Origin of the sequence: Streptomyces sp. NBC_01166 (assembly GCF_045039765.1) — a bacterium.
In the GTDB taxonomy this organism is placed as follows: domain Bacteria; phylum Actinomycetota; class Actinomycetes; order Streptomycetales; family Streptomycetaceae; genus Streptomyces.
The window spans coordinates 3,007,226-3,033,677 of the sequence record NZ_CP108613.1; the positions used below are offsets into that span (position 1 = coordinate 3,007,226).

A 26,452-nucleotide genomic window follows, 5' to 3' on the forward strand; every position below is an offset into this window, starting at 1 on the left:
TCACAGGTGGCGGCGTCGGGCTGCGATCTGCCGGTCGTACTCTTTCCTGGCCTCGACCGCCGACGGGCGGGTCGCGGTTTCGGCTACCGGAACATCCCACCACGCCTGTGCCGGAGGAGGCCCCGACACTGTGTCTGCCGTTTCGGTCTCGACGTAGACACAAGTGGGACGGTCCGCGCCGCGCGCCTCGGCGAGGGCCCGGCGCAGCTCCCCCACCGATCCGGCACGCAGCACGTCCATGCCCAGCGAAGCCGCGTTGGCGGCGAGGTCGACGGGCAGCGGGGTGCCGGTGAACGCCCCGTCCTCGGTGCGGTGCCGGTAGGCGGTGCCGAAGCGTTCGGCGCCCACGGACTCGGAGAGGCCGCCGATGGACGCGTATCCGTGGTTCTGCAGGATGACGAGCTTGACCGGCAGGCCCTCCTGCACGGCGGTGACGATCTCGGTGGGGTTCATCAGATACGTGCCGTCGCCGACGAGCGCCCAGACGGGCCGGCCGGGCGCCGCGAGCTGGACGCCGAGAGCGGCGGGGATCTCGTATCCCATACAGGAGTAGCCGTATTCGACGTGGTACTGGTGCGGGGAGCGGGCCCGCCACAGCTTGTGGAGGTCGCCGGGGAGGGAGCCCGCCGCGTTGATCAGGATGTCGTCCTCGGTGACCAGCTCGTCCAGCAGCCCGAGGACCTGGGCCTGGGTGGGGCGGGCGTCCGGGTCGCCGGTGGCGAAGGCCGCGTCGACCCGCTGCTCCCACCGGCCCTTGGCCTCGGTGTACTCGCTCTCGTAGGCGGGATCGACGCGGTGTCCGCATGCGCTGAGGGCCTCGCCGAGCGCTTCGATCGCGGTGCGGGCATCCGCGACGAGCGGGAGGGCGGCGAGCTTGTGGGCGTCGAAGCCGGTGATGTTGAGGTTGAGGAAGCGGACGGCCGGGTCGGCGAAGAGGGTGCCGGACGCGGTCGTGAAGTCGGTGTAGCGGGTGCCGATCCCGATCACCAGGTCGGCCTCGCGGGCCAGCGCGTCCGCCGTGGCGGTGCCGGTGTGGCCGATGCCGCCCACATCGGCGGGGTGGTCGTGGCGCAGGGAGCCCTTGCCGGCCTGGGTGGAGGCGACGGGGATGCGGGTGGCGGCGGCGAACGCGGCGAGGGTCTCCTCCGCGGCGCTGTGGTGGACGCCGCCGCCCGCGACGATCAGGGGGCGGCGTGCGGCGCGCACCGCCCGGACGGCCTGTTCGAGTTCGAACGGGTCGGGGGCCGGCCTGCGTACGTTCCAGACGCGCGTCGCGAAGAACTCCGCCGGCCAGTCGTACGCCTCCGCCTGCACGTCCTGCGGCAGCGCGAGCGTGACGGCGCCCGTCTCCGCCGGGTCGGCGAGGGTGCGCATGGCCTGCAGGGCGGCCGGCATCAGCGCCTCGGGACGGGTGATCCGGTCGAAGTAACGGGAGACGGGCCGCAGGCAGTCGTTGACCGATACGTCGCCGGTGTGGGGCACTTCGAGCTGCTGGAGCACGGGGTCGGCGGGTCGGGTCGCGAAGGTGTCACCGGGCAGGAGCAGCACGGGCAGGTGGTTGACGGTGGCGAGCGCGGCGCCGGTGACGAGGTTGGTGGCGCCGGGGCCGATCGAGGTGGTGACGGCGTGGGTGGAGAGCCGGCCCGACTGGCGGGCGTATCCGACGGCGGCGTGCACCATGGCCTGTTCGCTGCGGCCCTGGAGATACGGCATCGCCGGACCGGCCTCGACGAGTGCCTGTCCGATGCCCGCGACGTTGCCGTGGCCGAAGATGCCCCAGGTGGCGTTGATCAGGCGGTGGCGCCGGCCGTCGCGCTCGGTGTACTGGCGGGCGAGGAAGGCGACGAGCGCCTGGGCGGTGGTGAGCCTGCGGGTGGGCTTCGGAGCGGCTCGGGGCGTGCTGCGTGGTGTGGTCACCGGGCACCTCCCGTGCCGTGGAGCGGCAGCCGTGGGTCGACGGGCTGCGCGGGCCAGGTGTCGCGGATCCAGCGGTGGTCCGGGTGGTCGCTGATCAGCCACTCGCGCTGCTCACCCGGGCCCGCCATCACGTTCAGGTAGTACAGGGTGCGGCCGGGCGGGGCGATGGACGGGCCGTGCCAGCCGTCGGGGATGAGGACGGCGTCACCTGTGGCGACTTCGGCGAGGACGTCCGTGCCTCCGGGGCGGGACGGCGACACCCGGTGGTAGCCGAGGCCGTCGCCCTCGACCTCGAAGTAGTAGATCTCCTCGAGCACCGACTCGGTGCCGGGGTGGTGCTCGTCGTGCTTGTGCGGGGGGTACGAGGACCAGTTCCCGCCGGGGGTGAGGACCTCGACGGCGATGAGCCGGTCGCAGTCGAAGGTGTCGGCGGCGGCGAAGTTGTTCACCTGGCGCGAGCAGGCGCCGGCGCCGCGGAGCTCGACCGGTACCTCCGGCGCGGGGCCGTAGCGAGCGGGGAGTCGTCGCTCGCACTTCGCTCCTGCCAGGGCGAAGCGGCCTCCTGCGCCGGAGGCGATCTGGGCGCGGGCGTCGCGTGGGACATAGGCGAAATCGGTCACCGCGCTGAACACGTCTTTCCTGCCCAGCAGTTCAAAGATCTCACCTGCTGCCTGCACCGTACAGCCACCGGACAACGGCAGGATGATCCATTCGCTCTCCCCGGTTACCAGGGTATGAACACCTCCTGGTTCGAGCTCCAGGACGCGCAGACTCGACCGTTCCCACCCGGCGCGCTCCGGGTCGATGTCGAGGGCGTAGGGGCCGCGTGCGGCACGGCCGGCCCTGAGGTGGTACCTCTGCTGCTCGTCGGTCGTCGTCATGGCTCCATCCCTACCCGTCGTCCCGCCCGTTCACAGGCACCCGTGGCCTGGTGCGTTCACAGCAGCCCCACGGCCGTGTCGACCGCCCCCGCCACGTCCCCGTCGGCTGGGTAGAGAAGCGAGCGCCCGACCACCAGCCCCTGGACGGTCGGCAGCCGCAGCGCGCCGCGCCATTTCTCGTACGCCGTGTCGGGGTCCCCCGTGACCTCGCCGCCGAGCAGCACGGCGGGGAGGGTCGAGGCCCGCATCACCCGCTCCATGTCGTCGGGGTCGTCGGTGACGGGGACCTTGAGCCAGGTGTACGCGGATGTCCCGCCCAGGCCCGAGGCGATGGCGATCGAGGTGGTGACGGCGGTGGCGCCCAGGTCGGTGCGGAGCCCGGCACGGGTGCGGTGGCAGAGGAACGGCTCGATGAAGACCGGCAGCCGGAGGGCGGCCATCTCGTCCACGGCGCGGGCGGCGGTGTGCAGCGTGTTCAGGGAGCCGGGGTCGTCGTGGTCGATCCTCAGCAGGAGTTTGCCCGCGTCGTAGCCGTGGCGTGAGAGGTCGGCGGGGCGGTGGCCGGTGAAGCGGTCGTCGAGCTCGAAGGCCGCTCCCGCGAGGCCGCCGCGGTTCATGGAGCCGAGGACGACCTTGCTCTCCAGGGCGCCGAGGAGGAGCAGGTCCTCCAGGACGTCCGCGCCCGCGAGCACTCCGTCGACGCCGGGGCGGGCGAGGGCGAGGCAGAGGCGTTCGAGGAGGTCGAAGCGGTCCGCCATGGCCAGGTCGTCGTCGCCGACGGCGAGGGCGCCGCGGGCCGGGTGATCCGCCGCGATGATCATCAGACGTCCGGTGGGGCCGAGGAGGGGGCGTCTGCGGCGGGCGGCGGCGGCCTCGGCGACGGCTTCGGGGCGGTGGGCGCGGAGCCGGACGAGATCGGCGACGCCGGCCGCGGCGGGCGAGGTCACGGGGTGGCTCCAGCAGCTCCCGTGGCTCGCGTAACTCCCGAGGCCCCCGCGACTCCTGAGGCTCCCGTGGCCCTCCCCGCTGCCGTGGCTGCGCCGGCCGTGCCCTCGGCGAGGGCCTGTTCGACCTCGTGCGGGAACGGCATCGCGGACGAACAGGCCAGGCGGGAGGCGACGATGGCTCCGGCCGCGTTGGCGTAGCGCATGATGTGCGCCGTGTCCCAGCCGGCGAGGAGGCCGTGGCAGAGGGCTCCGCCGAAGGCGTCGCCGGCGCCGAGACCGTTGACGACGTCGACGGGCAGCGGCGGGATCTCGGCGGTGGTGCCGTCGCGGTGGACCGCGAGGACGCCCTCGGGCCCCTGTTTGACGACGGCGAGTTCGGGCCCGGCGTCGAGCAGGGCACGTGCGGCCGCGTGCGGTTCGCGTTCTCCGGTGGCGATCTCGCACTCGTCGAGGTTGCCGACGGCGACCGTGGCGTGGGCGAGTGCCTCGCGGTAGTGGGCGCGGGCGGCTCCGTCGTTCCCGTCGTCCTCCTCGCCCCAGAACATGGGGCGCCAGTCGAGGTCGAAGACGGTGGCACGCGGGTGGCCCGGCGCGCCCGGCGGAGCCGTCGCGCCACGGGCGCGGAGCGCGGTGAGGGTCGCGGTGCGGCTGGGTTCGGCGCAGAGGCCGGTGCCGGTCATCCAGAAGACGTGGGCCGCCCGCACCGCGTCCAGGTCGAGCTCGCCGCTGTGGATCTCCAGGTCGGGCGCCTTGGGCTGCCGGTAGAAGTAGAGCGGGAAATGGTCCGGCGGGAAGATCTCGCAGAAGGTGACCGGGGTCGGATACTCCGCCACGGCGCTCACCCACCGGTCGTCCACCCCGAACTCCCCCAGCGCCTGGTGGAGGTAGTCGCCGAACGCGTCCCGGCCGGTCCGGGTGATCACAGCCGTCCGCCGTCCCAGCCGGGCAGCCGCCACCGCCACGTTGGACGGGGAGCCGCCGAGGAACTTCCCGAAGGTCTCGACCTGGGCCAGCGGTACACCGGTCTGCAGCGGGTAGATGTCCACCCCGATCCGCCCCATGGTGATCACGTCGTACGGCTCAGGCATGCGCATCCCTTCGACCCGTCGCTCCGGCCCGGTGCGTCCTACCGGGAGGCGGCCACGGCCGGACGGCCGCTCCCAGGTCTAGCCCTCGCCCGGAACCCTGTCAACACTTTGTCCGGACATTCGGACGAAGTCTTGACACTCCTCCCTGAGGACTGGAGGGTGGGCGATATGACCTCCTCCGCACCCCCTCCGGCCCGCATCCGCATCGGTTCGGCACCCGATTCGTGGGGAGTGTGGTTCCCCGACGATCCGCAGCAGGTGCCCTGGGAGCGATTCCTCGACGAGGCCTCCGAAGCGGGTTACGAGTGGATCGAGCTCGGCCCTTACGGCTATCTGCCGACCGATCCCGCCCGGCTCGCGGACGAGACCGCACGCCGGAATCTCGCCGTCTCCGCGGGCACCGTCTTCACGGGATTGCACCACGGGCCGGCGGTCTGGGACCGGACCTGGGAGCATGTCGCGGGCATCGCGGCACTCACGCGGGCGATGGGCGCCGGACATCTGGTGGTCATCCCGTCGTTCTGGCGGGACGACAAGTCGGGTGAGGTGCTGGAGGACCGCACGCTCACCGCCGCGCAGTGGCGCGACCTCACCACCCAGACGGAACGTCTGGCTCGCGAGGTCCGGGACCGCTACGGGCTGCGGATCGTGGTGCACCCGCACGCCGATACGCACATCGACAGCGAGGAGAACGTCAACCGCTTCCTCGACGCCACCGACCCCGACCTGGTCTCGCTCTGCCTCGACACCGGTCATTACGCGTACTGCGGCGGGGACAGCGTGAAGCTCATCAGGACCTACGGCGAGCGGATCGGCTATCTGCACCTCAAGCAGGTCGACCCGGAGGTGCTCGCGGACGTCGTGGCGAACGAGGTGCCGTTCGGTCCTGCCGTGGCGCGCGGCGTGATGTGCGAACCGCCGGGCGGAGTGCCCGCGCTGGAGCCCGTGCTGGATGCCGCGCGCGCCCTGGGCACCGACCTGTTCGCCATCGTCGAGCAGGACATGTATCCCTGCCCGCCCGACAAGCCGCTGCCCATCGCACGCCGCACCCGTGAGTTCCTCCGCATCTGCGGGCCCGCGCGGCCGTCCGCCTGAGCGTTCTCTTCAGCCTCTCGGTCCCCGCCCGCCACAGCAGTCACCTCTCTGTCACGTATGTCCGCGTTCCGCTGGGTCCCTGTCACGGACTCGCGACGCCCCCTGCCCGGACCGGGCCGCTCTCGTTCACCGGAACAGAGGCGCACGGACGTACAGAGAGGTGTCATTCATGACGGACAGAACGCTCTGGTCGTACAAGGACATTGCGGCACACATCCGGGTCCAGCCGGACACGATCCGTTCGTACCGCAAGCACGGGCTTCTTCCGCCTCCCGACGATGTCCGGAACGGGAAGCCCTACTGGTACGTGGACACCGTCCTGGCGTGGATCGCGTCCCGGCCCAGCAACCGGGGCCGTTGAGCCGGCCGGACCCGAACGCTCAGGCCCCCGCCGCCGGTTCGATGATCGTGACGCCCGCTCCTGGGGCGGTGCCCATCGCGGCGAGGGCCGCCGGGGCGGCGTCCAGCGCGATGGTGGAGGTCACCAGCAGATCCGGCCGCAGGGTGCCGGCCCGGACCATGTCCATCATCGGCGGATAGTCGTGGGCGGCCATGCCGTGGCTGCCGAGGATCTCCAGCTCCAGCGCGATCACCCGTGCCATGGGTACGACGGGGTCGCCGGCCGCCGGCGGCAGCAGCCCGACCTGGACATGACGGCCCTGCCGGCGCAGGCTCCGCACCGAGGCGGCACAGGTGACCGGGGACCCCAGCGCGTCGAGCGACAGATGCGCACCTCCGCCGGTCAGTTCGCGTACGGCCTCGTCGGCACCGGCGGGGTATGCCGAGGCGTCCACGCAGGCGGACGCGCCGAAGGCCCGCGCCAGCTCCAGAGCCTGCCGTGAGACGTCGACCGCGACGACCCTGGCCCCGCAGGCCACCGCGATCATCACGGCCGACAGGCCCACCCCGCCACAGCCGTGCACGGCGACCCACTCCCCCGGCGCCACCCGCCCCTGTCCCACGACGGCCCGGAACGCGGTGGCGAACCGGCATCCGAGCCCGGCCGCCGTGGCGGACGAGAGCCCCTCGGGCACCGCGACCAGATTGACGTCGGCCTGCTCCAGTGCCACGTACTCGGCGAACGACCCCCAGTGGGTGAAACCCGGCTGGGTCTGCCGCTCACAGACCTGCTGGGCGCCGGCCGCGCAGGCGGGGCACCGGCCGCAGGCACAGACGAAGGGCACGGTGACCCGGTCGCCGGGGCGCCAGTTGTGGACACCGGAGCCCACCTCTTCGACCACCCCGGCCAGTTCGTGTCCGGGTACGTGCGGGAGGGCGATGTCCGGATCGTGCCCCATCCAGCCGTGCCAGTCGCTCCGGCACAGCCCCGTGGCCTCGACCCGGACCACGACGCCCCCGGCCGAGGGAGCGGGGTCCGGGAGGTCCCGGACCCGGGCCTCCTGCCCGAACTCCTCGAACACCACTGCCCGCATCGGCCCCGCCTCCCATGGTCCGGCTCGCGCCGTCCGGTTCCTCAGGGCCGCACCGCCCCGCGATCCGGCGAATCTACGCCCCGGCCTTGATCCTGTCCCGCTCCCGGCCGCCCGACGTCGCACGTCAGTGGTGAACGTCAGGCGCGCTTCGGGGAGTTGAGGAGTGTGATGCGCCGCTGCCCGGATCGCCCGGCGTGCGACACACCCGATGGGGTGACGCCCAGGGTGGATAAATACCCCCTAGGGGTATAGTTGTCCGTGCGGGTAGGCGCACCGGGCTCCCCGGCGCCCCCTCGCGCCACATCCGCCACACATCAGTGCCTGCGAAGAGGAGAACGCCATGACCGCCGAGACCGACACGCCCCGGACCGCCGGCTCCTGCTGCTCGTCCACCGGCTCCTGCCACGACGGAGCGGCCGACACCCAGGCGGGCGGCGTCACCGCGGTGTACGAGGTGAAGGGCATGACCTGCGGTCACTGCGAAGGAGCGGTCACCGAGGAGGTGTCCGGGATCGAGGGAGTCACCTCGGTGAAGGCGGAGGCCGCCACCGGCCGGGTGACCGTCACCTCCGCGGCGCCGCTGACCGACGAGGCCGTACGCGCGGCCGTCGACGAGGCGGGGTACGAGCTGGTGGGCCGCGCCTGAGGATCGGCGGCCCGCGTCTCACGCGGCTCGCATCGAGGGCACCCTCGGGCGGCCTCACGTCGGTTCATGGAGATCTCAAGGTGGCCCCTGCCATCATCGGCCCTTCGAGGCGTACTCTGTGCACCATCAGAAGCAACCGCTTCCAGGCGTGCGGCCACCCTGTGGCCACTCTGCCGCTGACCGTGTCCTGGCAGGTCAGGAGCCATGTTCGCGGGTGCGGCAGCAGACGCCGCCGACGGTCTCCGTCACGACGGGCGGCCTGCGGTTGTGCTCCTTCACATAATTTCTACAAAGAGACTTAGATCACACCGATTTGAGGGTAACCATCTGATGAGTTGGTGAGTCTAAGAGTGCGATGCCAAGGATGTCTTGGGGGACGTCCGACGGAGTGTCTTGGGGGACGCTCCGGGCAAGCGTGGCCGGGGCACGTGCACCGGGGAGCTTTGAGCGGCCCTCCCGTGCGTACGTACCCCGGCAGTCGCACAGCAGGACCGAACTGAATACGCACCACAGGAAAACAAAGGGAGTTCAGGCTCCCGCGCAAACGCCCGGCCGGATCCCGTGGGGGGAATCCGCTCCGGGATATGGGAAGCGCCCTGTCCGTCGACCCGTGGGGGGATCGGCAGACGGGGCGCTTCTCGCGTTCCGGGGCTTCACGGTGTGAGCCGCTCAGGGGCCCCTGCGGGGGCTCGGGACCGCGGTCCTTCCGCCGGACCGCGGACCGCGCTCATCGGCTCAGCAGCGCGGCCACCGTCGACAGGTGCTCCCACTCCGCGGCGCCTCCGGTCAGCCTCCTCGCCACCCGCGCCCAGGCCGCCCCGTCCGTGCCGAGCCGGGTCCGTACGAGAACGGCGAGCTCGGCCCGCGCGGCAGCGGCCTCGGGTGGTGCGTCCGTGCGGCGGCCGGCCGCGTTCAGATAGGCGAGCATCCGTACGGCCGGGGTCGCGAGACTCAGCAGGTCCGCGCCGGTCAGCAGACCCGTGGTGAGCAGCCCGTCCAGCTGCGTGGCCGGCGGGCAGCGGTACTGGCCGCCCAGCCCGTGCCGGGCCCGCTCCCGGGTCAGCCGCTCGCCCTCCGGCAGCCCCTCGGGCCCCGGCTCCGGCAGCAGCGCCGCGTGCCGCGTCCGTACGCCCTCGGGAACCACGGGCAGATTGATCAGATCACCCCAGTACGGCAGCGGGTCCTGTTCGTGGGCGGCTTCGAGCGCCTCCCAGTCGACGGGCTCTCCGGGCGGAAGTGCCTCGACGATGCCGCGCGCCTGGGCGGCGTGACGGGCGCGCCGCAGTTTCACGAGGAGCTTCTCCGGGGCCAGTTCACGGTCGAGCCGGGCACGGAGCACCGCAGCGGGGTCGGCGGACGCCAGCGCCTTCGCGCACAGCGATGTGGCCGCCCGCCCCAGCACATTTCGGCCCGCGAGGCCGGCCAGCCGGTCGGCTCCGCCGTGTTCGAGCAGCCGCAGACACCCCAACAGCTGATGCCCGAGACCCAGTTGGGCACCCTCGCGGACGAGGAGCTCCTCGACCAGGCCGGGTTCGGCCGAGCACAGCCAGGTCAGGCCTCCGGCCGGGCGGGCTCCACCCCCGGCTCGCCACTCGGCCAGTACGCGGGCCCCCGGCGACGGCGGTTCGGCTCCCCGGTGAGGGCGGGAGCGGGTCACGATCCGGTGGACGGTCGGCCGGTGCGTCAGGTGCCGCAGGAGCACGAGGTCGATGTCCGGGTCGTCGAGATCGGCCAGCCGCGCCGGCGAGCCGTCCTTGAGCCAGCGGCACTGCGCGGCGAGTACGCGGAGCGCGTCGGGATCACGACCGGCGAGCAACCGGTCGAGGAGGTGGCGCGGAGTGCGGTCGTAGCGCAGCAGGTACGCGGCGAGGAGCCACGGCCCGTCGGGGCCCAGCCGCGGCAGCACCGCGTCGGCCACCTCGGCGTCGGCCAGGCACAGCAGAGTGCCTTCCGGCCACGGCCACAGATGGTTGCCTCGCTCCAGCAGCTTGATCGCCTCGTCGGGCGTGCGCGGCCGGGGCGTGGCCGCGAACCCGCTCTGTCGCGGTGTGGGGACCTTGGCCGGCGAATGGGACGCGGTGTGCGGGGCAGGCCCGTCACCGGAGCGTGCCAGGCGCAGCAACTCGGCCCAGGTGGGCCCCTCCGAGGCACCGGTGGATCCGGACGCGGCGGACGCCGACGCGGTGGCGGCCAGGCGCAGCCACGCCTCCGGATCGGCGCCGAGGTCGGCGCGAAGCCGACGGGCGAGCGTGGCTCGCCAGGCGTGGGCGAACGCGAGGCGCCGCCAGTCGTGAGGGAACAGCAGCAGGTGGCCGGCCGGCAGCAGGGCGAGCAGCTCGTCGGCGGGCAGAACGCCCTGGACGTAGGCGTGTTCGGTGAGGAGGGCGCTGGACCCGTAGGTCTGCGGACGCTGCGCCCGTACCTCCGCGAGGGTGGGCGCGACGTGGACGGACCCTTCCCCGGACGGGGCGATGCCGTGGGCCGCGCAGGCTTCGGCGAACCATTCCGGGGTGCTCAGCCCAGGGGCGTCACTCCAGTCGCACTCGGCCAGCACGCGCAGCACATCGGGGTCGTCGGGCAGCGGTGCGCCGACGGGAGCGAGGGAGTACAGCAGGTCCAGGGCCGGCAGGGCCAGGGAGCGGTCGTAGCGGCTCAACTGCGACGGTGCCGGAGCGCAGGCGCGTGCTTCCGGCGAGGGGCGCTCCTCCTCGACACCCGGCACGGCGGCGACCTCACCGGTGGTGGCCGTGGCGGCCCTGCCCGCGTCCGCGATCAGCTCCGCCACGGATCCGCGGTGCTCGGGCAGCAAGCTGTCGAGTGCGGCCCAGATCCCGGCGTCCTCGCCCAGGTGGGTGTCGGCCAGTACGCGGAGCGCGGCCACGGCCTCGTCCGTCAGCAGGGCCCGCTCGGCGAGCGCGGCGAGGGCGGCCATCGCGTGGACGGCGGGGCGCGCCCCGCGTATCAGCTCGACCGGGTCCAGCAGGCCGGCCTCGGCCATGCCCTCCGCCCAGCGGGCAGCGCTGTCGTCGAGCGTCTCCTCGGCCAGGCGCTGTCCCGGCAGGCCGGTGTTCCCGGCACGGCGGCCGTCGGCCCGCCACGGCTCGTTGAGGACGCTCAGGCGAAACGCCAGGCGCTGCGCGTCGCTCGCCGCTTCGTGGCGGGCCAGCTCCTCGCACGCCTTGGGCATGAACGGGCTCTTCGCATGGGCCAGGGCCAAGGCGTCGACGTCGTGGACGTACGGCTCGGAGAGCAGGTCGCGCAGGGTGCTGGTGCCCCGGGTGGTGGCCAGCAGGGCGGGCAGGCGCGCGGGATCCTCGTACGGCTCGCACCGGTCCCGCAGACGACGTACGGCGTCCGCGGTACGGCCGTCCCGGCCGGGCTCCTCCCCCGCGCCGCCGCCGTCGGCGTCCGACAGGGCCGCACTGACCTCGCTCACGACATCCCGGCTCAGGTGACGGGCCACGGACGGGTCGTCGAGCAGGGCTCGTACGGCGTGCGGCCCGGTGCGCTCCCAGACTCTCAGCAGCGCGTACTGCTGAGCGACCCGCCGGGGTCCGGACCGCAAGGCCGAGGCCACCAGCTGCGGATCTCCGGAACCGAGCAGCGGCGCGAGCCAGGTACGCGGCACGTCGTCGCGCGGTGAGGCCAGCTCCGTGCGCAGCGTGTCGTCCATCGGCTCGGCGGGGAGCCGGTGCGCGACGGTACGACGCAGGGACTGGGTGGCGCGGGGGTTGCGGTAGACGGCCGCCGCCACCTCGGAGTCACCGACGGTGAGCAGACGGGACAGGACCCGGGTGTCGAGCCGCGGGTGGCGGGCCAGGGCGGCGCGGACACGGGAGTCGCCGTGGTCGAGGACTGCGGTGACGAGGGACGGCGCGGGGAGCGTCCCGCCGGCGAGCAGCTCCGTCGCCACCTGTTCGGGAAGGCCGGCCAGGGCGACGGCGGCGTGCTGCGGCTCGACGTGCTCCAGCAGCAGGCCGAGCGTGGCGTGGACGCTCCGGGGCGCGGGCGGGACGACAGCACCCTCGGCGGGGGGCTTCTCAGGCACCGGCGCCTCGGCGAGCACTTGGGGCAGGCTGCCCCGGTGGCCGACGAGCGCGTCGTGCAGGCCACGCCACCGCTCCACGTCACCGCCGAGCTGACTCCCGGCCAACTCACGCAGCAGCAGTGCGGTTTGGCGGTCGACTCCGCCCGCGGCGGCGACCTTGGCCGCGACCGTACGTGCCGGACGCGTCTGCTGTACGGCCCGGAGAGCGGCGCCCGCCTCGCCCTGGGCCGACACGGCGCTCCCATCACTTCCGGGTGTGCCGGAGGACGCGCCGAGGAGTGCGCGCAGCACGCGGCCGGCGGGCCCGGCCTGCATTTCTGTCATGGTCGACATGCTAGGTCCGGCCCGGGACTCGGCCGCCCCCGGAACGCCGAATCGCCCCGTACACCGCGCTCGATGATCGAGCACGGCACGCGGGGCGAAGGGAGTGGACCTCGAAGGCCCGGTACGTCAGCGGCTCCGGCAGGGCGGAACCGACGGGTGGTCGGGGATCAGCGGCCCTCGACCGGGACGAAGTCGCGCAGGACCTCGCCGGTGTAGATCTGGCGCGGGCGGCCGATGCGGGATCCCGGCTCCTTGATCATCTCGTGCCACTGGGCGATCCAGCCGGGGAGGCGGCCGAGCGCGAACAGCACGGTGAACATCTCGGTCGGGAAGCCCATGGCGCGGTAGATCAGGCCCGTGTAGAAGTCCACGTTGGGGTAGAGGTTGCGCGAGACGAAGTACTCGTCGGAGAGCGCGTGCTCCTCCAGCTTGAGCGCGATGTCCAGCAGCTCGTCGGACTTGCCGAGCGACGACAGCACATCGTGGGCCGCGGCCTTGATGATCTTGGCGCGCGGGTCGAAGGACTTGTACACCCGGTGGCCGAAGCCCATCAGGCGGACGCCGTCCTCCTTGTTCTTCACCTTCTGGATGAAGGAGTCGACGTCGCCGCCGTTGGCCTGGATGCCCTCGAGCATCTCCAGCACCGACTGGTTGGCGCCACCGTGCAGCGGGCCCCACAGGGCCGAGATACCGGCGGAGATCGAGGCGAACATGTTCGCCTGCGAGGAGCCGACCAGACGCACGGTGGAGGTCGAACAGTTCTGCTCGTGGTCCGCGTGCAGGATGAGCAGCTTCTCGAGCGCCGAGACGACGACCGGGTCCGGCACGTACTCCTGGGCCGGCACGGAGAACGTCATCCGCAGGAAGTTCTCGACGTAGCCGAGGTCGTTGCGCGGGTAGACGAACGGGTGACCGATCGACTTCTTGTACGCGTACGCCGCGATCGTCGGGAGCTTGGCCAGCAGCCGGATCGTCGAGAGGTGACGCTGCTCCTCGTCGAACGGGTTGTGGCTGTCCTGGTAGAAGGTGGACAGCGCGCTGACGACCGAGGACAGCATGGCCATCGGGTGGGCGTCGCGCGGGAAGCCGTCGAAGAAGCGCTTGACGTCCTCGTGCAGCAGCGTGTGCTGGGTGATCTCGTTCTTGAAGGCCGACAGCTCGTCGACCTTGGGAAGGTCGCCGTTGATCAGCGTGTAGGCGACCTCGAGGAACGTCGAGCTCTCGGCGAGCTGCTCGATCGGGTAGCCGCGGTACCGCAGGATGCCCTGCTCACCGTCGAGGTACGTGATGGCGGATTTATAGGCGGCTGTGTTGCCGTATCCGCTGTCCAGCGTGACCAGGCCCGTATTGGCCCGGAGCTTCCCGATATCGAAGCCCTTGTCGCCGACGGTGCTGTCGATCACCGGGTAGGTGTACTCGTCATCGCCGTACCGCAGTACTACAGCGTTGTTGGTGTGCTCGCTCACGTCATCCCTCACCGACGTAGTGCCTCTTCTTCGAGGTGCCCTGACTGTCTCCACCCTCCCCCATTTGGCGCAGGAGAGTGCACTCGGGGTCGTCCATTGGACCTACCGACGGCACTGAGTGCCGCCAACTTGCCCATCCTGCCCCCTCCACCCCGGTTCCGGAAGGGCTCAGTGATGTATCCCACCGTTTTGATCGATCATTTTTCCGGGAAGTCTTCCGACGCCCCGTCGCGGAGCCGGAAATCCAGCGCTGTGCAGCGCCTGCCTGCGGAAACCGTGCGGACGGCCTGACCGATGGCCTTGCGCGAACCGACCAGTACGACGAGCTTCCTGGCTCTGGTCACCGCGGTGTAGAGCAGGTTCCGCTGGAGCATCATCCAGGCGCTGGTGGTGACCGGAATGACGACCGCCGGGTACTCGCTGCCCTGCGAACGGTGGATGGTCATCGCGTAGGCGTGAGCCAGTTCGTCCAGCTCGTCGAAGTCGTACGCGATCTCCTCGTCCTCGTCGGTGAGAACCGTCAGCCTCTGCTCGTCCGCGTCGAGACCGGTGACGACCCCGACCGTGCCGTTGAAGACTCCGTTAACGCCTTTGTCGTAGTTGTTTCTGATCTGCGTCACTTTGTCCCCGACCCGGAAGACCCGGCCGCCGAACCGCTTCTCGGGCAGACCGGGACGGCCCGGGGTGATGGCCTGCTGGAGCAGTCCGTTGAGATGGCCCGCGCCCGCCGGGCCGCGGTGCATCGGGGCGAGGACCTGCACGTCACGACGGGCGTTCAGGCCGAACCTGGCGGGGATGCGGCGGGCCGCGACATCCACGGCGAGCACGCCGGCGTCCTCCGTCTCGTCCTCCACGAAGAGGAAGAAGTCGTCCAGTCCCTGGGTCAGCGGCGGCACCCCGGAGTTGATCCGGTGCGCGTTGGTGACGACACCGGACTTCTGGGCCTGCCGGAAGATCGTGGTCAGCCGGACCGCCGGAACCGGGCCGTCCTCGGCGAGCAGATCCCGCAGCACCTCCCCCGCACCGACCGAGGGCAGCTGGTCCACATCGCCGACCAGCAGGAGATGGGCACCGGGTGCCACCGCCTTGATCAGCTTGTTGGCGAGCAGCAGATCGAGCATCGACGCCTCGTCGACGACGACGAGGTCGGCGTCCAGCGGCCGCTCCCGGTCGTACGCCGCGTCCCCGCCGGGCTTCAGCTCCAGCAGCCGGTGCACGGTGGACGCCTCGGCGCCGGTCAGCTCCGAGAGCCGCTTGGCGGCCCGCCCGGTGGGGGCGGCCAGCACCACCTTCGCGTTCTTCGCACGGGCCAGCTCGACGACGGAGCGGACGGTGAACGACTTCCCACAGCCCGGGCCGCCCGTCAGCACGGCGACCTTCTCGGTGAGGGCGAGCCGGACGGCCGCCTCCTGCTCGGGCGCCAGCTTCGCCCCCGTACGCCCGGCGAGCCAGGACAGCGCCTTGTCCCAGTCGACGTCGCCGAAGGCCGGCATCCGGTCCTCCGGCGTACGCAGCAGACGCCGCACCTGTGCCGCGAGGGAGATCTCGGCACGGTGGAAGGGGACGAGATACACGGCGGTGAGCGGCTGCCCGTCCTCCGGACCCGGCACCTTCTCACGCACGACACCCTCGGGATCCTCCGCGAGCTCGGCCAGGCAGTCGATGACGAGACCGGTGTCGACCTGGAGCAGCTTCACCCCGTCCGCGATCAGCCGCTCCTCGGGGAGGAAGCAGTGCCCCTGGTCGGTGGACTGCGACAGGGCGTACTGCAGTCCGGCCTTGACCCGCTCCGGGCTGTCGTGCGGGATCCCGACGGCCTGGGCGATGCGGTCGGCGGTGAGGAATCCGATGCCCCAGACGTCGGAGGCCAGCCGGTAGGGCTGGTTCTTCACCACGGAGATCGAGGCGTCCTCGTACTTCTTGTAGATGCGGACGGCGATGGAGGTGGAGACACCGACGGTCTGGAGGAAGACCATGACCTCCTTGATCGCCTTCTGCTCCTCCCAGGCCGCGGCGATCATCTTCGTCCGCTTCGGCCCGAGCCCGGGCACCTCGACGAGCCGCTCCGGCTGCTGCTCGATGATGTCCAGGGTGTCCACGCCGAAGTGGGTGGTGATGCGGTCGGCCATGACCGGCCCGATGCCCTTGATCAGACCGGAGCCGAGGTAGCGCCGGATGCCCTGGATGGTGGCGGGCAGGATCGTCGTGTAGTTCTCGACGGTGAACTGCTTGCCGTACTGCGAGTGGGAGCTCCAACGCCCCTCCATCCGCAGCGATTCACCGGGCTGCGCGCCGAGCAGCGAACCGACGACGGTGAGCAGGTCCCCCGCCCCGCGCCCGGTGTCGACGCGGGCGACCGTGTAGCCGTTCTCCTCGTTGGCGTACGTGATGCGCTCCAGGACGCCTTCGAGCACGGCGGTGTTGGACATGGTTCCGACGGTATCGGGTGGGTCCGACAGCCCGCGCCGGGACTACGGCACCTGTGGCCACGACGGCTCCACACGTGCCACCTCGGTCACAGGTCCGGGAGCGGGGGCAGCAGGTCCCGCCTCTTCGGGCACCTGCCGTGCCCCGTGGCTTCCTGACTCGGCACCATAGCCACGTTTAACGTCCGGGAGTGAGCCTCTGGACTTCCCTTGAGCCCGCCTCCACGACAGTGGACCCGGGTGGCAGTGCGACTGTGCGGCTGCGTCTTCGTAACACCGGTGACGTGGTGGAGGAGTACCGCTTCGAGGCGGTGGGCTCTCTCGCGCCCTGGACCGCCGTGGAGCCGCAGTCGCTGCGGTTGTACCCGGGGACCACGGGGTCGGTGGACCTGACGTTCGCTCCGCCGCGTACGCCGGATGCGACGGCGGGGCCGAATCCGTACGCCGTGCGGATCACGCCGACGGAGCATCCGGAGGCGACGACGGTTCCGGAGGGGAACGTCACCATCACTCCGTTCACGGAAGTGCGGGCGGAGTTGATACCTCCGACGGTGAAGGGCCGTTTCCGTGGCCGTCCGAAACTTGCCGTGGACAACCTGGGCAACACGAAGCTGACGGCGTCGGTGAGCGGCAGCGACAACGGCGATCAGCTGTCGTACGAGATTCATCCGGGCCATGTGCAGATCGAGCCGGGCCGTGCGGCGTTCGTGAGGACGACGCTGAAGCCACGGCAGATCATCTGGTTCGGGTCGGCGGAGCAACGGCCCTACACCCTGGCCGTGCAGCGGTCGGGTGTGACACCGCTGGACGTGGAAGGCACGTACGTGCAGCGGGGTTTCCTGCCGCGCTGGCTGGTGGCCCTCCTCAGTCTCCTCCTGGCGCTGGCGATCACGTTCGTGATGCTGTGGATCGCCTACAAGCCCCAGGTCCGCAGCACCGCCACCGAGAAGGTCCAGGAGCCCGGCATCAGCACGCTGCCACCCTCTCCCTCACCGTCCGCCGGCGCGCCGAAGGCCCCGTCCGCCGAGGCCACGGCCCCTCCGGCCGCGGCACAGCAGACGGGCGGAGCGGGGACGGAAGGCGGCGGTTCCGAGGAGGAGGAGACCAAGGCCCCGGAGAGGACGGCGGCGACCGCCGTCCAGCAACTGGCCGCGAAGGATCCGGGCGGCCGGCACATCTGCTACCGGGTCTATGCGGCGGGCCAGGGCTGGACCGACGCCGTGTGCGACGGTGAGACGGCGGGCGCGGCGGGCGAGGGGGTGCCGCTCAAGGCCGTCAACATCGCCGTGGCCGGAACCAACGGCACATCCGGCGGCGCTTTCACCCCCGACCCCGCGTCGACCAAGGGCGAGGGACACTTCCCCGAGCCGTGGTCGAACGCCGCCGACGGCATCGACAACTACGTCGGCAGCACCAAGAAGGACGCCCCGGACCTGATGGGGTTCACGATCAGCGTCGACGCCGGCAAGGGTGCCGTCTGCCAGTCCACCTATGTCAACAGCGACGCCTGGCTCGGCCTGGCCTGCGACGATCCCCAGAACGGGCTCGAATTCACCTACGCCGGCACCCACGACGACACATCGTGGATCGAGGCGGTCAAGCTCAGGGTGTGACCGGACGTTGACCGGCGCCCGGTCAGGAGCGGCGTCGTACGTCGAAGCTGATGTGGAAATTGCCGCCCGCGTCCTTGGTCAACTCGCCCCCCGAGATGAAATACGCGCGCTCCGGGGGAAGTCCCTTCACCTTGTTGTACGTCTGCACGGTGTTGAGCGTGGATTTTCCGTTGACCGTGCCCATCATCTGCCTGTACTCATCGCTGTCCTCGGGGAAGGAGACCTTGGACTTGTCGCCGAGGATGCCACCCAGGGTCTTCTTGGCCTGCTCTCCCGAGATGTTCTGCCGGTAGATGCGGTCCGGCAGCTTGTCCGGGATCCCGGCAGAGGCGGTCTTCTCCTCCGCCAGTGCCCCCTTGACCTTTTTGTTCAGCGCGCCGCCACTGAGGCCGCCGCTCGTACCGAGTACCGAATCGGCCGCTGTCCACTGGTTGAGGAAGACGTCACTCGCGGTATAGGCGGGAGGCGGGACCACCTCCCCGGTCTCCGGGTCCTCCGTGTCCTTGCTCTGGCGGTAGTTCTCCATCATCACCGCGAAGGAACCGCCGTCGTCCTTTCCGAAAAGGTTCTTGAACGCCCCGCCCCTGAGCGGCGGCTTCCCCGAAGCGTCCTGCGGGTCGGCCTTGTAGTCCTGGGACTCTTCACCGATCTCGATCATCTCGCCCGGGACCTCCCGCCCGAAGGCCTTCAGCGCCGACGAATGCCTGGCCTTTGCACCCACGTCGGCATTCTTCTCATGCGCGTTCGTCTTCTCGATCCACGCGTCGAGCCTCTCCTGCGGGTCCTCCACGATGCGTTGCACCGGAACACCGGCCCCGGGGCCGCTCCGCATGGCCCTCTGCAAGGCGGCATTGCCGGCAGTGCCCTGAAAAGCGGCGACCTGTGACGCCGTGAGCAGCTCCCGCGAAGCCGGTGACACCCCGGCGTGCGGCCGACGGAGGCTCACCTGCGGGGGCGTACGGGCCCTGGCGCCGCGCACGGTCCAGGAGTCACGGTCGAGTCGCTCGCGCTCGGGCATGCTCGATCTCTTCTCTCCGTCTGCGGCACAGCTCCGGCTCAGCCTCACCCGGTCTGCAACGTCTGCCAAGGCCTGCCAGGGCACTTCCCGGGAGACAGTTGCCTGCCCTCCCGGTCATCCACTCCTCACCTGCGTCTGGACGGTCCCGGGAGAAAGTCGTCTCCGCGGAGCCGGAATCGCCCCCGTGGCGGCCCTCGGGCGGCGCACGGTCCGACGGGGAGCGCCATGCGTGAGGGGCAGGCGCTGCCCGCCCCTCCCGGCCCTCCAGTGCCCGTGCACGCTCGCAGCGCACCTGCTACGACCTGGTACGGCGTACCGGGCAGGACTAGATTCATGCCTCGCGAGGAAGTCCGTTCGGACGCCGCCTCGTTCGGTGGCGAGGCACCGCTTCCCCGTTCTCGATGTGGTTGCCGACGAGGCGGTCACCTGCCTGGGTGGAGATTCTCCAGTGGACAGATCAAGGGCTTCCTGGCGCAACACGACGCACGACTGGGCCGGCACCGTCGACCTCGACCATCTGTCGGACATTCGGCGGCATCCGGCCGTGTTCGCTCCCGGAGGGACCCTGCACCTGGTCCTCGAAGTCGTCGCCTACGCGGCCGACGAGGCGGAGTGCGGCGGCGGAGGGCACTGCCGCGTCACCCTCCACCCCGACGGTTCCGTGTCCGTGGCCGACGACGGGCGAGGCACCGACACCCGACTCGACGAACACGGCCAAGTCGTCAGGAAGCCGGTCATGGCCACGAAGGACCTGCGGTTCTTCGACTTCCCGGAGGCCAGGACGCTCCCGGACGGCCATCCCCGCCGTGGCATGTCCGCGGTCGCCGCGCTCTCTGACCGGCTCGTCCACACCAACCGCCGCCGCAATGGATCCTGGACCCAGCGCTACGAGCGAGGCGTCCCGGTGACCGGCCTGGAACCCGTCGCCGACGACGGTACGACCGGGACGGTCGTGCATTTCCACCCCGGTGAACTCGTGGCTCCGACGGGCCGGTCGGCGCGCGACATCGCCCGACTGGCCACGGCGTGGCCGCGGCTGGCCGTGGACGTGAGGGGCTGACCTCGTCCGCCGAGGACGCACCTGACGTGCCGCACGACGCCGGCCGGGCCCCCTCACTCCATGACCGCGGTGGCCTCGACCTCCACCAGGTGGGCGGGGACGTCCAGCGCCGCGACTCCCAGGAGCGACGCCGGCGGGGCCGCGGTGACCCCGAGCTTCTCGGTGGCCCGGGAGATGCCCGCGAGGAGCAGGGGCATCTTGTCGGGGGTCCAGTCGACGACGTACACGGTCAGTTTCGTCACGTCGGCGAAAGAACCCCCGACCCCGGCCAGGGCGGTGCCGACGTTCAGGTAGCACTGCTCGACCTGGGCGGTGAGATCGCCTTCGCCGACCGTGACACCGTCGGCGTCCCAGGCGACCTGGCCGGCGACGGAGACCAGCTTCGAACCGGTCGCGACCGACACCTGGCGGTAGACGTCGATCTCCGGCAGTCCCGCGGGGTTCGTCAGGGTGATGGCCATGCTGTCCGCCTCCTTGCCGCGCCGCCCCGGCGGGGCGACGCGTGCTCTCTTGTGGTTACTGGGAAACCGTAGGAGAGTGAGGGCTGACGTGGAAGAACGCACTTTTCGGTGACAGGGGAACCTGAAGGTGACCAAGCAGTTCAGCGGCTCGCCCGAGGAGCAGGCGGACCTGAGGCGCGCGGATTCGCTGGCGCGGGAGATCTTCTCCGACGTCGCCAACAAGTGGGCGCTCCTGATCATCGAGGCCCTGGGTGACCGCACCCGGCGCTTCGGTGAGCTGCGGAGCGCTGTCGAGGGCATCAGCCACAAGATGCTCACCCAGAACCTGCGCATGCTGGAGCGCAACGGTCTGGTCGAGCGGACCGTGTATCCCACGGTCCCGCCGAAGGTCGAGTACACCTTGACCGAGCCGGGCCAGGGGTTGCGCAAGACGGTCGACGTGATGTGCGACTGGACCCACCGGAACCTCGGCCACATCGAGGCGGCCCGGAGCGGCTTCGACGGCTGAGGCAGCGGGCGCCGGGCGCACCGCCCGGCCTCACGGGACAGGCCGCCCGGCGCCGCTCCGGCGTGCGCCCGGCTCAGCCCGACCGGCCCAGCCGTTGCCGCACGCGCCGGACCTGGCCGTTGTCGGCGACCGTGTCGAGGATCCGGCGTCCGGCACCGGCCTCGTACGCCGGGCCCTCCAGCCGGAGCAGGGCGCCGCCGCGGACCACGGCGTACGCGACCGGCGCGTCGGCCTTCGGCAGGGTGACCGGGTGGCGTCCGTCCGGGAGCTTCAGACGGGCGGGCAGGCGCAACGCCGCCGTCGGCCCGTCGGCGGCGGGGGCCACTTCGGCGGTGACCGTCAGGGCGGACACGGTGACCTCGACGGGAGCAGGGTCTCCAGGGCTCGCCGCCACATAGGGCAGCGGGAGCGAACGGCCGCCGCGTTCGGCATTCGCCGCGGCGGCACCGGCCGTGTCGGGGCCGAAGCTTCGCAGGCGCTGGCCCATGTCGAGGGCGAGCTGGCCGACACCGGCGGTCCGGTACGGGAGCGCGAGCCGGCCGCCCGTCAGCGCCGGGCCCGCGGCCGGGCCGCCCGGGACGCCCTGGCCGGTCACCCGGACCATCCGGTCGATGCCCAGCAGCTGGACGAACGCCCACACGTCGTAGACCCCGCGCTCGAGCCGCCGTCCGCCGGCCAGTCTCCGCGGGTCGAGGCGGAGCCTTCCGGAGGCGAGCAGCCGGGACCGGCCCTCCCCCAGGGGCTGGAGCCTGACCTCCAGGTCGCCGTCCGGGTACCACCAGTCCTGCCGGTCACGGTCCTTGACGACGAGTTCCGCGTACGCCATCCGGAGCGGGTCGCGGACCTCCCACCCGTCTTCCGTCCCCGGTACGCCGGTGAGCAGCTCCGGGTCGAGCCACCACTTCCCGTCACGCTCGGTCAGGACCAGCGGCTCGCCGTCGCCGCGCAGCAGTTCCAGCGTGACGTCGGCGACGAGGCAGCCGTCCTGCCAGTACGGTGCGCCGAGCTCGCTGCGGGCCGTCACGGTGCGGACGTGCTCCGCGAACGCGACCGCCCCGGCGAAGTCCCCGCGTTCCAGCAGTTCGGCCCTCACCCCGCTCACCGCGGGCAGCCCACGCCGCACGGCGTCCGGGAACTCCTCCAGCGCCACCTCGCGCGCCGTCTCGAACCGCTGTCGCTGCTCGGCCGGGTCCTCGCGCAGGATCTCGGGCTCGCGGGCCCTGGACAGGACCTCGACGTGGTAGAGGCGGTGCAGGAGCCGGTTCTGCAGGGCGTCGATGTCGTCGGAGGGGCTGGTGCCGTCCTTGACCTGCCCGATGACGGTACGGAGGTTGGGCCAGAAGCCGTGCCGCGGATTGAACCGGTGACGCGTGTTGTTCCCGCCGTCGTCCCGCTTCATCCAGTAGTAGCAGGGGTAGTCGGCCAGGACGGAGATCCGTTCCGCCTTCAGATAGGCGGCGGTGACAAAAGCCAGATCCTCCATGATCCACGGGCCCTCGGGGAAGCGCAGCCCGTGCTGCTCGACGAAGGCCCGCCGGAACATCTTGTGCGGTGACATGCTCTGCATGAGCTCGTCGTTCTCGATCGTGCAGCTGTCCAGCGTGTACCGGAACAGCCGCCGGGGCCGCACCATCGTGCTGGACATCTTGCCGATCACCACGTCGGCCCGGTTGCGCGTCGCGTGCTCGTACAGCCGCTCGAGGGCCTCGGGCCCGAGCTTGTCGTCGTGGTCGACGAACTGCACGTACTCACCCCTGGCGTGTTTCATGCCGAGGTTGCGCGGCGCGCCCGGCCAGCCGGAGTTGGGCTGGGTGTGCACCCGGACGTGGTCGTGCCCGGCCGCCAGCTTCTCCAGCCGTGCCAGGGTGTCGTCCGTGGACCCGTCGTCGACGTAGATGACCTCGTATTCGTCGGCCGGAAGGCTCTGGCCGAGCAGCGACGGGGCGCACTCGTCGACGTATTTCCCGGTGTTGTACACGGGGACGATCACGCTGACTTTGACTCTCGGCATTCCACGGACCTTCACGTTGGCGGGCGCAGGGCATCCGAACCCTCCCTCGCCGGGCCGGACGACGAGGGGTCGAAACCCTGATCCGGTCCTCCGAACCGTCCGGACGGCTCACGGACGGCTCATGCAAGCGGAATGGGGCCCGGCCCACCGGCCGGACCCCCCTCGCTTTCCCCCTCCGTCGGGCTTCCCGATCCCCCCGGACCCCTCCCCGGAAGTCCCGACGCTGAGTACGACCGGGGAGGGTGCGTAAAGGTTGCACGCCTTGACGATCTCTTTACCTTCGAGTCGTCGACCCGCTCTCAGCAGGCATGTTCCAGGTACCGGGCGGCGACTTCGGCGATCACTTCGGCTCCGTCACGGGCCCAGAGCTCCTCGTTGAAGATCTCGACCTCGATCGGTCCGTCGAAGCCGGTCGCCTCGACCTGCCTGCGCATCGCGCGGAAGTCCACGCTCCCGTCACCCAGTTGACCCCGGCCCACCAGAACTCCCGCCGGAAGCGGAGTGATCCAGTCGGCCAGCTGGAAGGAGTGGATCCGGCCGCCCGCGCCCGCCCGGGCGATCTGTGCGGGCACCTGGTCGTCCCACCAGATGTGGTACGCGTCCACGACCACGCCGACCTGCTCGGCCGGGAAGCGCTCGGCGAGGTCCAGGGCCTGGGACAGGGTGGAGACGACGCAGCGGTCCGAGGCGAACATCGGGTGGAGCGGCTCGATCGCGAGGCGGATGCTGCGCTCGGCGGCGTACGGGGCGAGCTCCGCCAGCGCGTCGGCGATGCGCTCCCGGGCTGCGTACAGGTCCTTCTCCCCGTCGGGAAGACCGCCCGAGACCAGGACGAGGGTGTCGGTGTTCACGCCCGCGGCCTCGTCGACCGCCGCACGGTTGTCGTCCAGGGCGCGGGCGCGTTCGGCGGGGTCGGTGGCGGTGAGGAAGCCGCCGCGGCAGAGGCTGGTGACGGTGAGCCCCGCGTCCCTCATCAGCTGCCCGGCACGCTCGACGCCGTATTCCTGTACCGGAGCACGCCACAGGCCGACCTGGCCGATGCCCGCCTTGGCGCAGCCCTCGACGAGCTCCGGCAGGGAGAGCTGCCTGACCGTCTCCTGGTTGATGGAGAGGCGGGAGAGTTCGCTGGTCATCGGCTTCCTCCATGGACGTCGAGCAGAGCGCGCATGCGGGCCTCGGCCAGCCCCGGGTCCGGGAACAGGCCCAGGCGGTCGGCCAGTTCGTACGCCTTCGCCAGGTGCGGCAGCGAGCGGGCGGACTGCAGGCCCCCGACCATCGTGAAGTGGTCCTGGTGGCCCGCGAGCCAGGCGAGGAACACCACGCCGGTCTTGTAGAAGCGGGTCGGGGCCTTGAACAGATGGCGCGACAGCTCGACCGTGGGGTCCAGGAGCGCGCGGAAGCCCTCGGTGTCCCCGGTGTCCAGGACCCGCACCGCGTGGGCGGCCAGCGGGCCGAGCGGGTCGAAGATGCCGAGCAGGGCGTGGCTGAAGCCCCGGTCGTCGCCCGCGATCAGCTCGGGGTAGTTGAAGTCGTCGCCGGTGTAGCAGCGCACCCCGCTGGGCAGACGGCGCCGTACGTCGACCTCGCGCTCGGCGTCCAGGAGCGAGATCTTGATGCCGTCGACCTTGTCCGGGTGTTCCGCGATGACCTTGAGGAAGGTGTCCGTCGCGGCGTCGAGGTCCGCACTGCCCCAGTAGCCCTCCAGCGCGGGGTCGAACATGGGGCCGAGCCAGTGCAGGACGACCGGCTCCGTGGCCTGGCGCAGGAGGTGGGCGTACGTCTCCAGGTAGTCGTCGGGGCCGTTCGCCGCGGCGGCCAGCGCGCGGGAGGCCATCAGGATGGCCTGGGCGCCGCTCTCCTCGACCAGGGCGAGCTGCTCCTCGTACGCGGCGCGTACCTCGGGCAGGGTGGCGGGGCCGGTGAGCTGGTCGGTGCCCACGCCGCACGCGATCCTGCCGCCCACCGACTTCGCCTCGGCGGCGGAGCGGCGGATCAGCTCCGCCGCGCCGGCCCAGTCCAGGCCCATGCCGCGCTGCGCGGTGTCCATGGCCTCGGCGACGCCCAGGCCGTGCGACCAGAGGTGACGGCGGAAGGCGAGGGTGGCGTCCCAGTCGACGGCGGCGGGGTCGTCGGCGCTGATGTCGGCGTACGGGTCGGCGACGACGTGGGCTGCGGAGAAGACCGTACGGGAGGCGAGCGGCGCCCCGGACGGTGCCAGGTCGAGCGGGGTGGCCCGGGGCTCGTAGGGCCCCTGAGGGAGGTGGATGGTCACAGGCTCAGCTCCGGCACGTCGAAGCGGCGGCCCTCGGCGGAGGACTTGAGGCCGAGCTCGGCGAGCTGGACGCCCCGGGCGCCGGCCATCAGGTCCCAGGTGTACGGCTCGTCGAGGACGATGTGGCGAAGGAAGAGCTCCCACTGCGCCTTGAAGCCGTTGTCGAACTCGCCGTTGTCGGGGACTTCCTGCCACTGGTCACGGAAGGGCTCGGTGACCGGGAGGTCGGGGTTCCAGACCGGCTTGGGGGTGGCCGAGCGGTGCTGGACACGGCAGTTGCGCAGGCCCGCGACGGCGGAGCCGTGGGTACCGTCGACCTGGAACTCGACGAGCTCGTCGCGGTTGACGCGGACCGCCCAGGAGGAGTTGATCTGGGCGACGGCGCCGCCCGCCAGCTGGAAGGTGCCGTACGCCGCGTCGTCGGCGGTGGCGGCGTACGGCTTGCCCTGCTCGTCCCAGCGCTGCGGGATGTGCGTCTGCACATGGGCCGAGACGCTGGTGACCTGGCCGAACAGCTCGTGCAGGACGTACTCCCAATGCGGGAACATGTCGACGACGATGCCGCCGCCGTCCTCCGAGCGGTAGTTCCAGGAGGGGCGCTGGGCCTCCTGCCAGTCGCCTTCGAAGACCCAGTAGCCGAACTCGCCGCGCACGGAGAGGATCTCGCCGAAGAAGCCGCCGTCGATGAGGCGCTTCAGCTTGAGCAGGCCCGGGAGGAAGATCTTGTCCTGGACGACGCCGTGCTTGATGCCGGCGTCCCGGGCGAGGCGGGCCAGGTCGAGCGCGCCCCCGACGTCGGTGGCGGTGGGCTTCTCGGTGTAGATGTGCTTGCCCGCGGCGATCGCCTTCTTGATCGCCTCGACGCGGGCCGAGGTGACCTGGGCGTCGAAGTAGATGTCGATCGACTCGTCGGCGAGCACCGCGTCCAGGTCGGTCGACCACTCGGTGAGGCCGTGCTGCTCGGCGAGCGCCTCCAGCGCGTGGGCGCGCCGGCCGACGAGGACGGGTTCCGGCCACAGCACCTCGCCGTCACCGAGGTCGAGGCCGCCCTGCTCGCGGATCGCGAGGATCGAGCGCACCAGGTGCTGCCGGTATCCCATGCGTCCCGTGACGCCGTTCATGGCGATGCGCACTGTCCTGCGTGTCACGAAAGTTCCTCCATACAGCCGTAGCAAGCGCTTTCTATGCGGTATGACGCTAGCCTGCCGACAGTGGCCCGGACAAGGGGGGCCGCGCCA

At 71.3% G+C, this 26,452-nt stretch carries 20 protein-coding genes; 6 read left to right on the plus strand and 14 right to left on the minus strand.

Going from position 1 to position 26,452, the window contains the following annotated elements; translation table 11 throughout:
- Genes iolD through iolC form a run of 4 tightly spaced genes read right to left on the minus strand, consistent with a single transcriptional unit; the run spans nucleotide 1 to nucleotide 4,833 of the window.
- Nucleotides 1-1,917, minus strand: a complete 1,917-nt coding sequence (iolD, locus tag OG379_RS13860) for a 3D-(3,5/4)-trihydroxycyclohexane-1,2-dione acylhydrolase (decyclizing) (protein ID WP_405662531.1) — start codon at nucleotides 1,915-1,917, stop codon at nucleotides 1-3.
- Nucleotides 1,914-2,798 carry a 5-deoxy-glucuronate isomerase gene (iolB, locus tag OG379_RS13865; protein ID WP_405662533.1) on the minus strand — a complete coding sequence of 295 codons (885 nt, stop codon included), beginning with the start codon at nucleotides 2,796-2,798 and terminating at the stop codon, nucleotides 1,914-1,916. The genes iolD and iolB overlap by 4 nt, the downstream gene beginning before the upstream one ends.
- 56 nt (nucleotides 2,799-2,854) lie before the next feature.
- The gene (locus OG379_RS13870) at nucleotides 2,855-3,745 is read right to left on the minus strand and encodes a deoxyribose-phosphate aldolase (RefSeq protein ID WP_405662536.1); all 891 of its coding nucleotides are present in this window, start codon (nucleotides 3,743-3,745) and stop codon (nucleotides 2,855-2,857) included.
- Complete coding sequence (gene iolC, locus OG379_RS13875; protein WP_405662538.1) at nucleotides 3,742-4,833, minus strand: 5-dehydro-2-deoxygluconokinase; 1,092 nt, start codon at nucleotides 4,831-4,833, stop codon at nucleotides 3,742-3,744. Before iolC ends, OG379_RS13870 begins: the two co-directional genes overlap by 4 nt.
- 168 nt (nucleotides 4,834-5,001) lie before the next feature.
- Here iolC and OG379_RS13880 point away from each other — a divergent pair, with 168 nt between their 5' ends.
- Both OG379_RS13880 and OG379_RS13885 read left to right on the plus strand, forming a co-directional pair.
- A complete protein-coding gene (locus tag OG379_RS13880) occupies nucleotides 5,002-5,928 on the plus strand; it encodes a sugar phosphate isomerase/epimerase family protein (RefSeq protein WP_405662540.1) in 927 nt (308 codons plus the stop codon).
- Nucleotides 5,929-6,097: 169 nt separating this feature from the next.
- On the plus strand, nucleotides 6,098-6,289 hold the full coding sequence (locus OG379_RS13885) for an AlpA family transcriptional regulator (protein ID WP_129263096.1): 192 nt from the start codon (nucleotides 6,098-6,100) through the stop codon (nucleotides 6,287-6,289).
- A 19-nt stretch (nucleotides 6,290-6,308) separates the two neighbouring features.
- Here OG379_RS13885 and OG379_RS13890 read toward each other — a convergent pair whose 3' ends face one another.
- A complete protein-coding gene (locus tag OG379_RS13890; RefSeq protein ID WP_405662543.1) occupies nucleotides 6,309-7,361 on the minus strand; it encodes a zinc-dependent alcohol dehydrogenase family protein in 1,053 nt (350 codons plus the stop codon).
- Between the two features lie 340 nt (nucleotides 7,362-7,701).
- Between OG379_RS13890 and OG379_RS13895 the strand changes: the two genes are divergently transcribed.
- Nucleotides 7,702-8,007, plus strand: a complete 306-nt coding sequence (locus OG379_RS13895) for a heavy-metal-associated domain-containing protein (RefSeq protein WP_393759217.1) — start codon at nucleotides 7,702-7,704, stop codon at nucleotides 8,005-8,007.
- A 727-nt stretch (nucleotides 8,008-8,734) separates the two neighbouring features.
- Here the strand turns inward: OG379_RS13895 and OG379_RS13900 are convergent.
- The 3 genes from OG379_RS13900 to OG379_RS13910 form a co-directional block, all read right to left on the minus strand.
- Nucleotides 8,735-12,379: a hypothetical protein gene (locus tag OG379_RS13900; protein ID WP_405662546.1), complete on the minus strand. Its 3,645-nt coding sequence runs from the start codon at nucleotides 12,377-12,379 to the stop codon at nucleotides 8,735-8,737.
- Between the two features lie 167 nt (nucleotides 12,380-12,546).
- Nucleotides 12,547-13,845 carry a citrate synthase gene (locus OG379_RS13905; protein WP_073746777.1) on the minus strand — a complete coding sequence of 433 codons (1,299 nt, stop codon included), beginning with the start codon at nucleotides 13,843-13,845 and terminating at the stop codon, nucleotides 12,547-12,549.
- A gap of 197 nt (nucleotides 13,846-14,042) precedes the next feature.
- Nucleotides 14,043-16,274 carry an ATP-dependent RecD-like DNA helicase gene (locus OG379_RS13910; RefSeq protein WP_405662549.1) on the minus strand — a complete coding sequence of 744 codons (2,232 nt, stop codon included), beginning with the start codon at nucleotides 16,272-16,274 and terminating at the stop codon, nucleotides 14,043-14,045.
- A 188-nt stretch (nucleotides 16,275-16,462) separates the two neighbouring features.
- Here OG379_RS13910 and OG379_RS13915 point away from each other — a divergent pair, with 188 nt between their 5' ends.
- Nucleotides 16,463-17,884, plus strand: coding sequence for a hydrolase (locus OG379_RS13915; RefSeq protein WP_405662550.1), 1,422 nt, complete (start codon nucleotides 16,463-16,465; stop codon nucleotides 17,882-17,884).
- A 22-nt stretch (nucleotides 17,885-17,906) separates the two neighbouring features.
- Here OG379_RS13915 and OG379_RS13920 read toward each other — a convergent pair whose 3' ends face one another.
- Nucleotides 17,907-18,902, minus strand: a complete 996-nt coding sequence (locus tag OG379_RS13920) for a hypothetical protein (RefSeq protein WP_405662552.1) — start codon at nucleotides 18,900-18,902, stop codon at nucleotides 17,907-17,909.
- A gap of 448 nt (nucleotides 18,903-19,350) precedes the next feature.
- On the opposite strand from OG379_RS13920, the gene OG379_RS13925 reads away from it, so the two are divergent.
- Complete coding sequence (locus tag OG379_RS13925; RefSeq protein ID WP_405662554.1) at nucleotides 19,351-19,962, plus strand: ATP-binding protein; 612 nt, start codon at nucleotides 19,351-19,353, stop codon at nucleotides 19,960-19,962.
- A 53-nt stretch (nucleotides 19,963-20,015) separates the two neighbouring features.
- Here OG379_RS13925 and OG379_RS13930 read toward each other — a convergent pair whose 3' ends face one another.
- Nucleotides 20,016-20,423: a RidA family protein gene (locus OG379_RS13930; RefSeq protein ID WP_405662557.1), complete on the minus strand. Its 408-nt coding sequence runs from the start codon at nucleotides 20,421-20,423 to the stop codon at nucleotides 20,016-20,018.
- A gap of 127 nt (nucleotides 20,424-20,550) precedes the next feature.
- On the opposite strand from OG379_RS13930, the gene OG379_RS13935 reads away from it, so the two are divergent.
- Entirely contained in the window at nucleotides 20,551-20,931 is a 381-nt protein-coding gene (locus tag OG379_RS13935; protein ID WP_405662559.1) for a winged helix-turn-helix transcriptional regulator, read from the plus strand.
- A gap of 73 nt (nucleotides 20,932-21,004) precedes the next feature.
- On the opposite strand, the gene OG379_RS13940 is transcribed toward OG379_RS13935, so the two are convergent.
- The 4 genes from OG379_RS13940 to OG379_RS13955 form a co-directional block, all read right to left on the minus strand.
- Entirely contained in the window at nucleotides 21,005-22,942 is a 1,938-nt protein-coding gene (locus OG379_RS13940; RefSeq protein ID WP_405662562.1) for a glycosyltransferase family 2 protein, read from the minus strand.
- Nucleotides 22,943-23,241: 299 nt separating this feature from the next.
- The gene (locus OG379_RS13945) at nucleotides 23,242-24,075 is read right to left on the minus strand and encodes a sugar phosphate isomerase/epimerase family protein (RefSeq protein WP_393759199.1); all 834 of its coding nucleotides are present in this window, start codon (nucleotides 24,073-24,075) and stop codon (nucleotides 23,242-23,244) included.
- Nucleotides 24,072-25,214, minus strand: a complete 1,143-nt coding sequence (locus OG379_RS13950) for a dihydrodipicolinate synthase family protein (protein ID WP_405662565.1) — start codon at nucleotides 25,212-25,214, stop codon at nucleotides 24,072-24,074. The genes OG379_RS13945 and OG379_RS13950 overlap by 4 nt, the downstream gene beginning before the upstream one ends.
- The gene (locus OG379_RS13955) at nucleotides 25,211-26,362 is read right to left on the minus strand and encodes a Gfo/Idh/MocA family protein (protein WP_405662567.1); all 1,152 of its coding nucleotides are present in this window, start codon (nucleotides 26,360-26,362) and stop codon (nucleotides 25,211-25,213) included. The genes OG379_RS13950 and OG379_RS13955 overlap by 4 nt, the downstream gene beginning before the upstream one ends.
- Nucleotides 26,363-26,452: the final 90 nt, after the last annotated feature.

Bases quoted from the DNA above. Each gene is read 5' to 3' on its own strand.
- iolB (WP_405662533.1), bottom strand. From the start codon at position 2,798: ATGACGACGACCGACGAGCAGCAGAGGTACCACCTCAGGGCCGGCCGT.
- iolC (WP_405662538.1), bottom strand. From the start codon at position 4,833: ATGCCTGAGCCGTACGACGTGATCACCATGGGGCGGATCGGGGTGGAC.
- OG379_RS13895 (WP_393759217.1), top strand. From the start codon at position 7,702: ATGACCGCCGAGACCGACACGCCCCGGACCGCCGGCTCCTGCTGCTCG.
- OG379_RS13945 (WP_393759199.1), bottom strand. From the start codon at position 24,075: ATGACCAGCGAACTCTCCCGCCTCTCCATCAACCAGGAGACGGTCAGG.
- OG379_RS13910 (WP_405662549.1), bottom strand. From the start codon at position 16,274: ATGTCCAACACCGCCGTGCTCGAAGGCGTCCTGGAGCGCATCACGTAC.
- OG379_RS13900 (WP_405662546.1), bottom strand. From the start codon at position 12,379: ATGACAGAAATGCAGGCCGGGCCCGCCGGCCGCGTGCTGCGCGCACTC.
- OG379_RS13930 (WP_405662557.1), bottom strand. From the start codon at position 20,423: ATGGCCATCACCCTGACGAACCCCGCGGGACTGCCGGAGATCGACGTC.
- OG379_RS13920 (WP_405662552.1), bottom strand. From the start codon at position 18,902: ATGCCCGAGCGCGAGCGACTCGACCGTGACTCCTGGACCGTGCGCGGC.
- OG379_RS13890 (WP_405662543.1), bottom strand. From the start codon at position 7,361: ATGCGGGCAGTGGTGTTCGAGGAGTTCGGGCAGGAGGCCCGGGTCCGG.
- OG379_RS13880 (WP_405662540.1), top strand. From the start codon at position 5,002: ATGACCTCCTCCGCACCCCCTCCGGCCCGCATCCGCATCGGTTCGGCA.
- OG379_RS13940 (WP_405662562.1), bottom strand. From the start codon at position 22,942: ATGCCGAGAGTCAAAGTCAGCGTGATCGTCCCCGTGTACAACACCGGG.
- OG379_RS13885 (WP_129263096.1), top strand. From the start codon at position 6,098: ATGACGGACAGAACGCTCTGGTCGTACAAGGACATTGCGGCACACATC.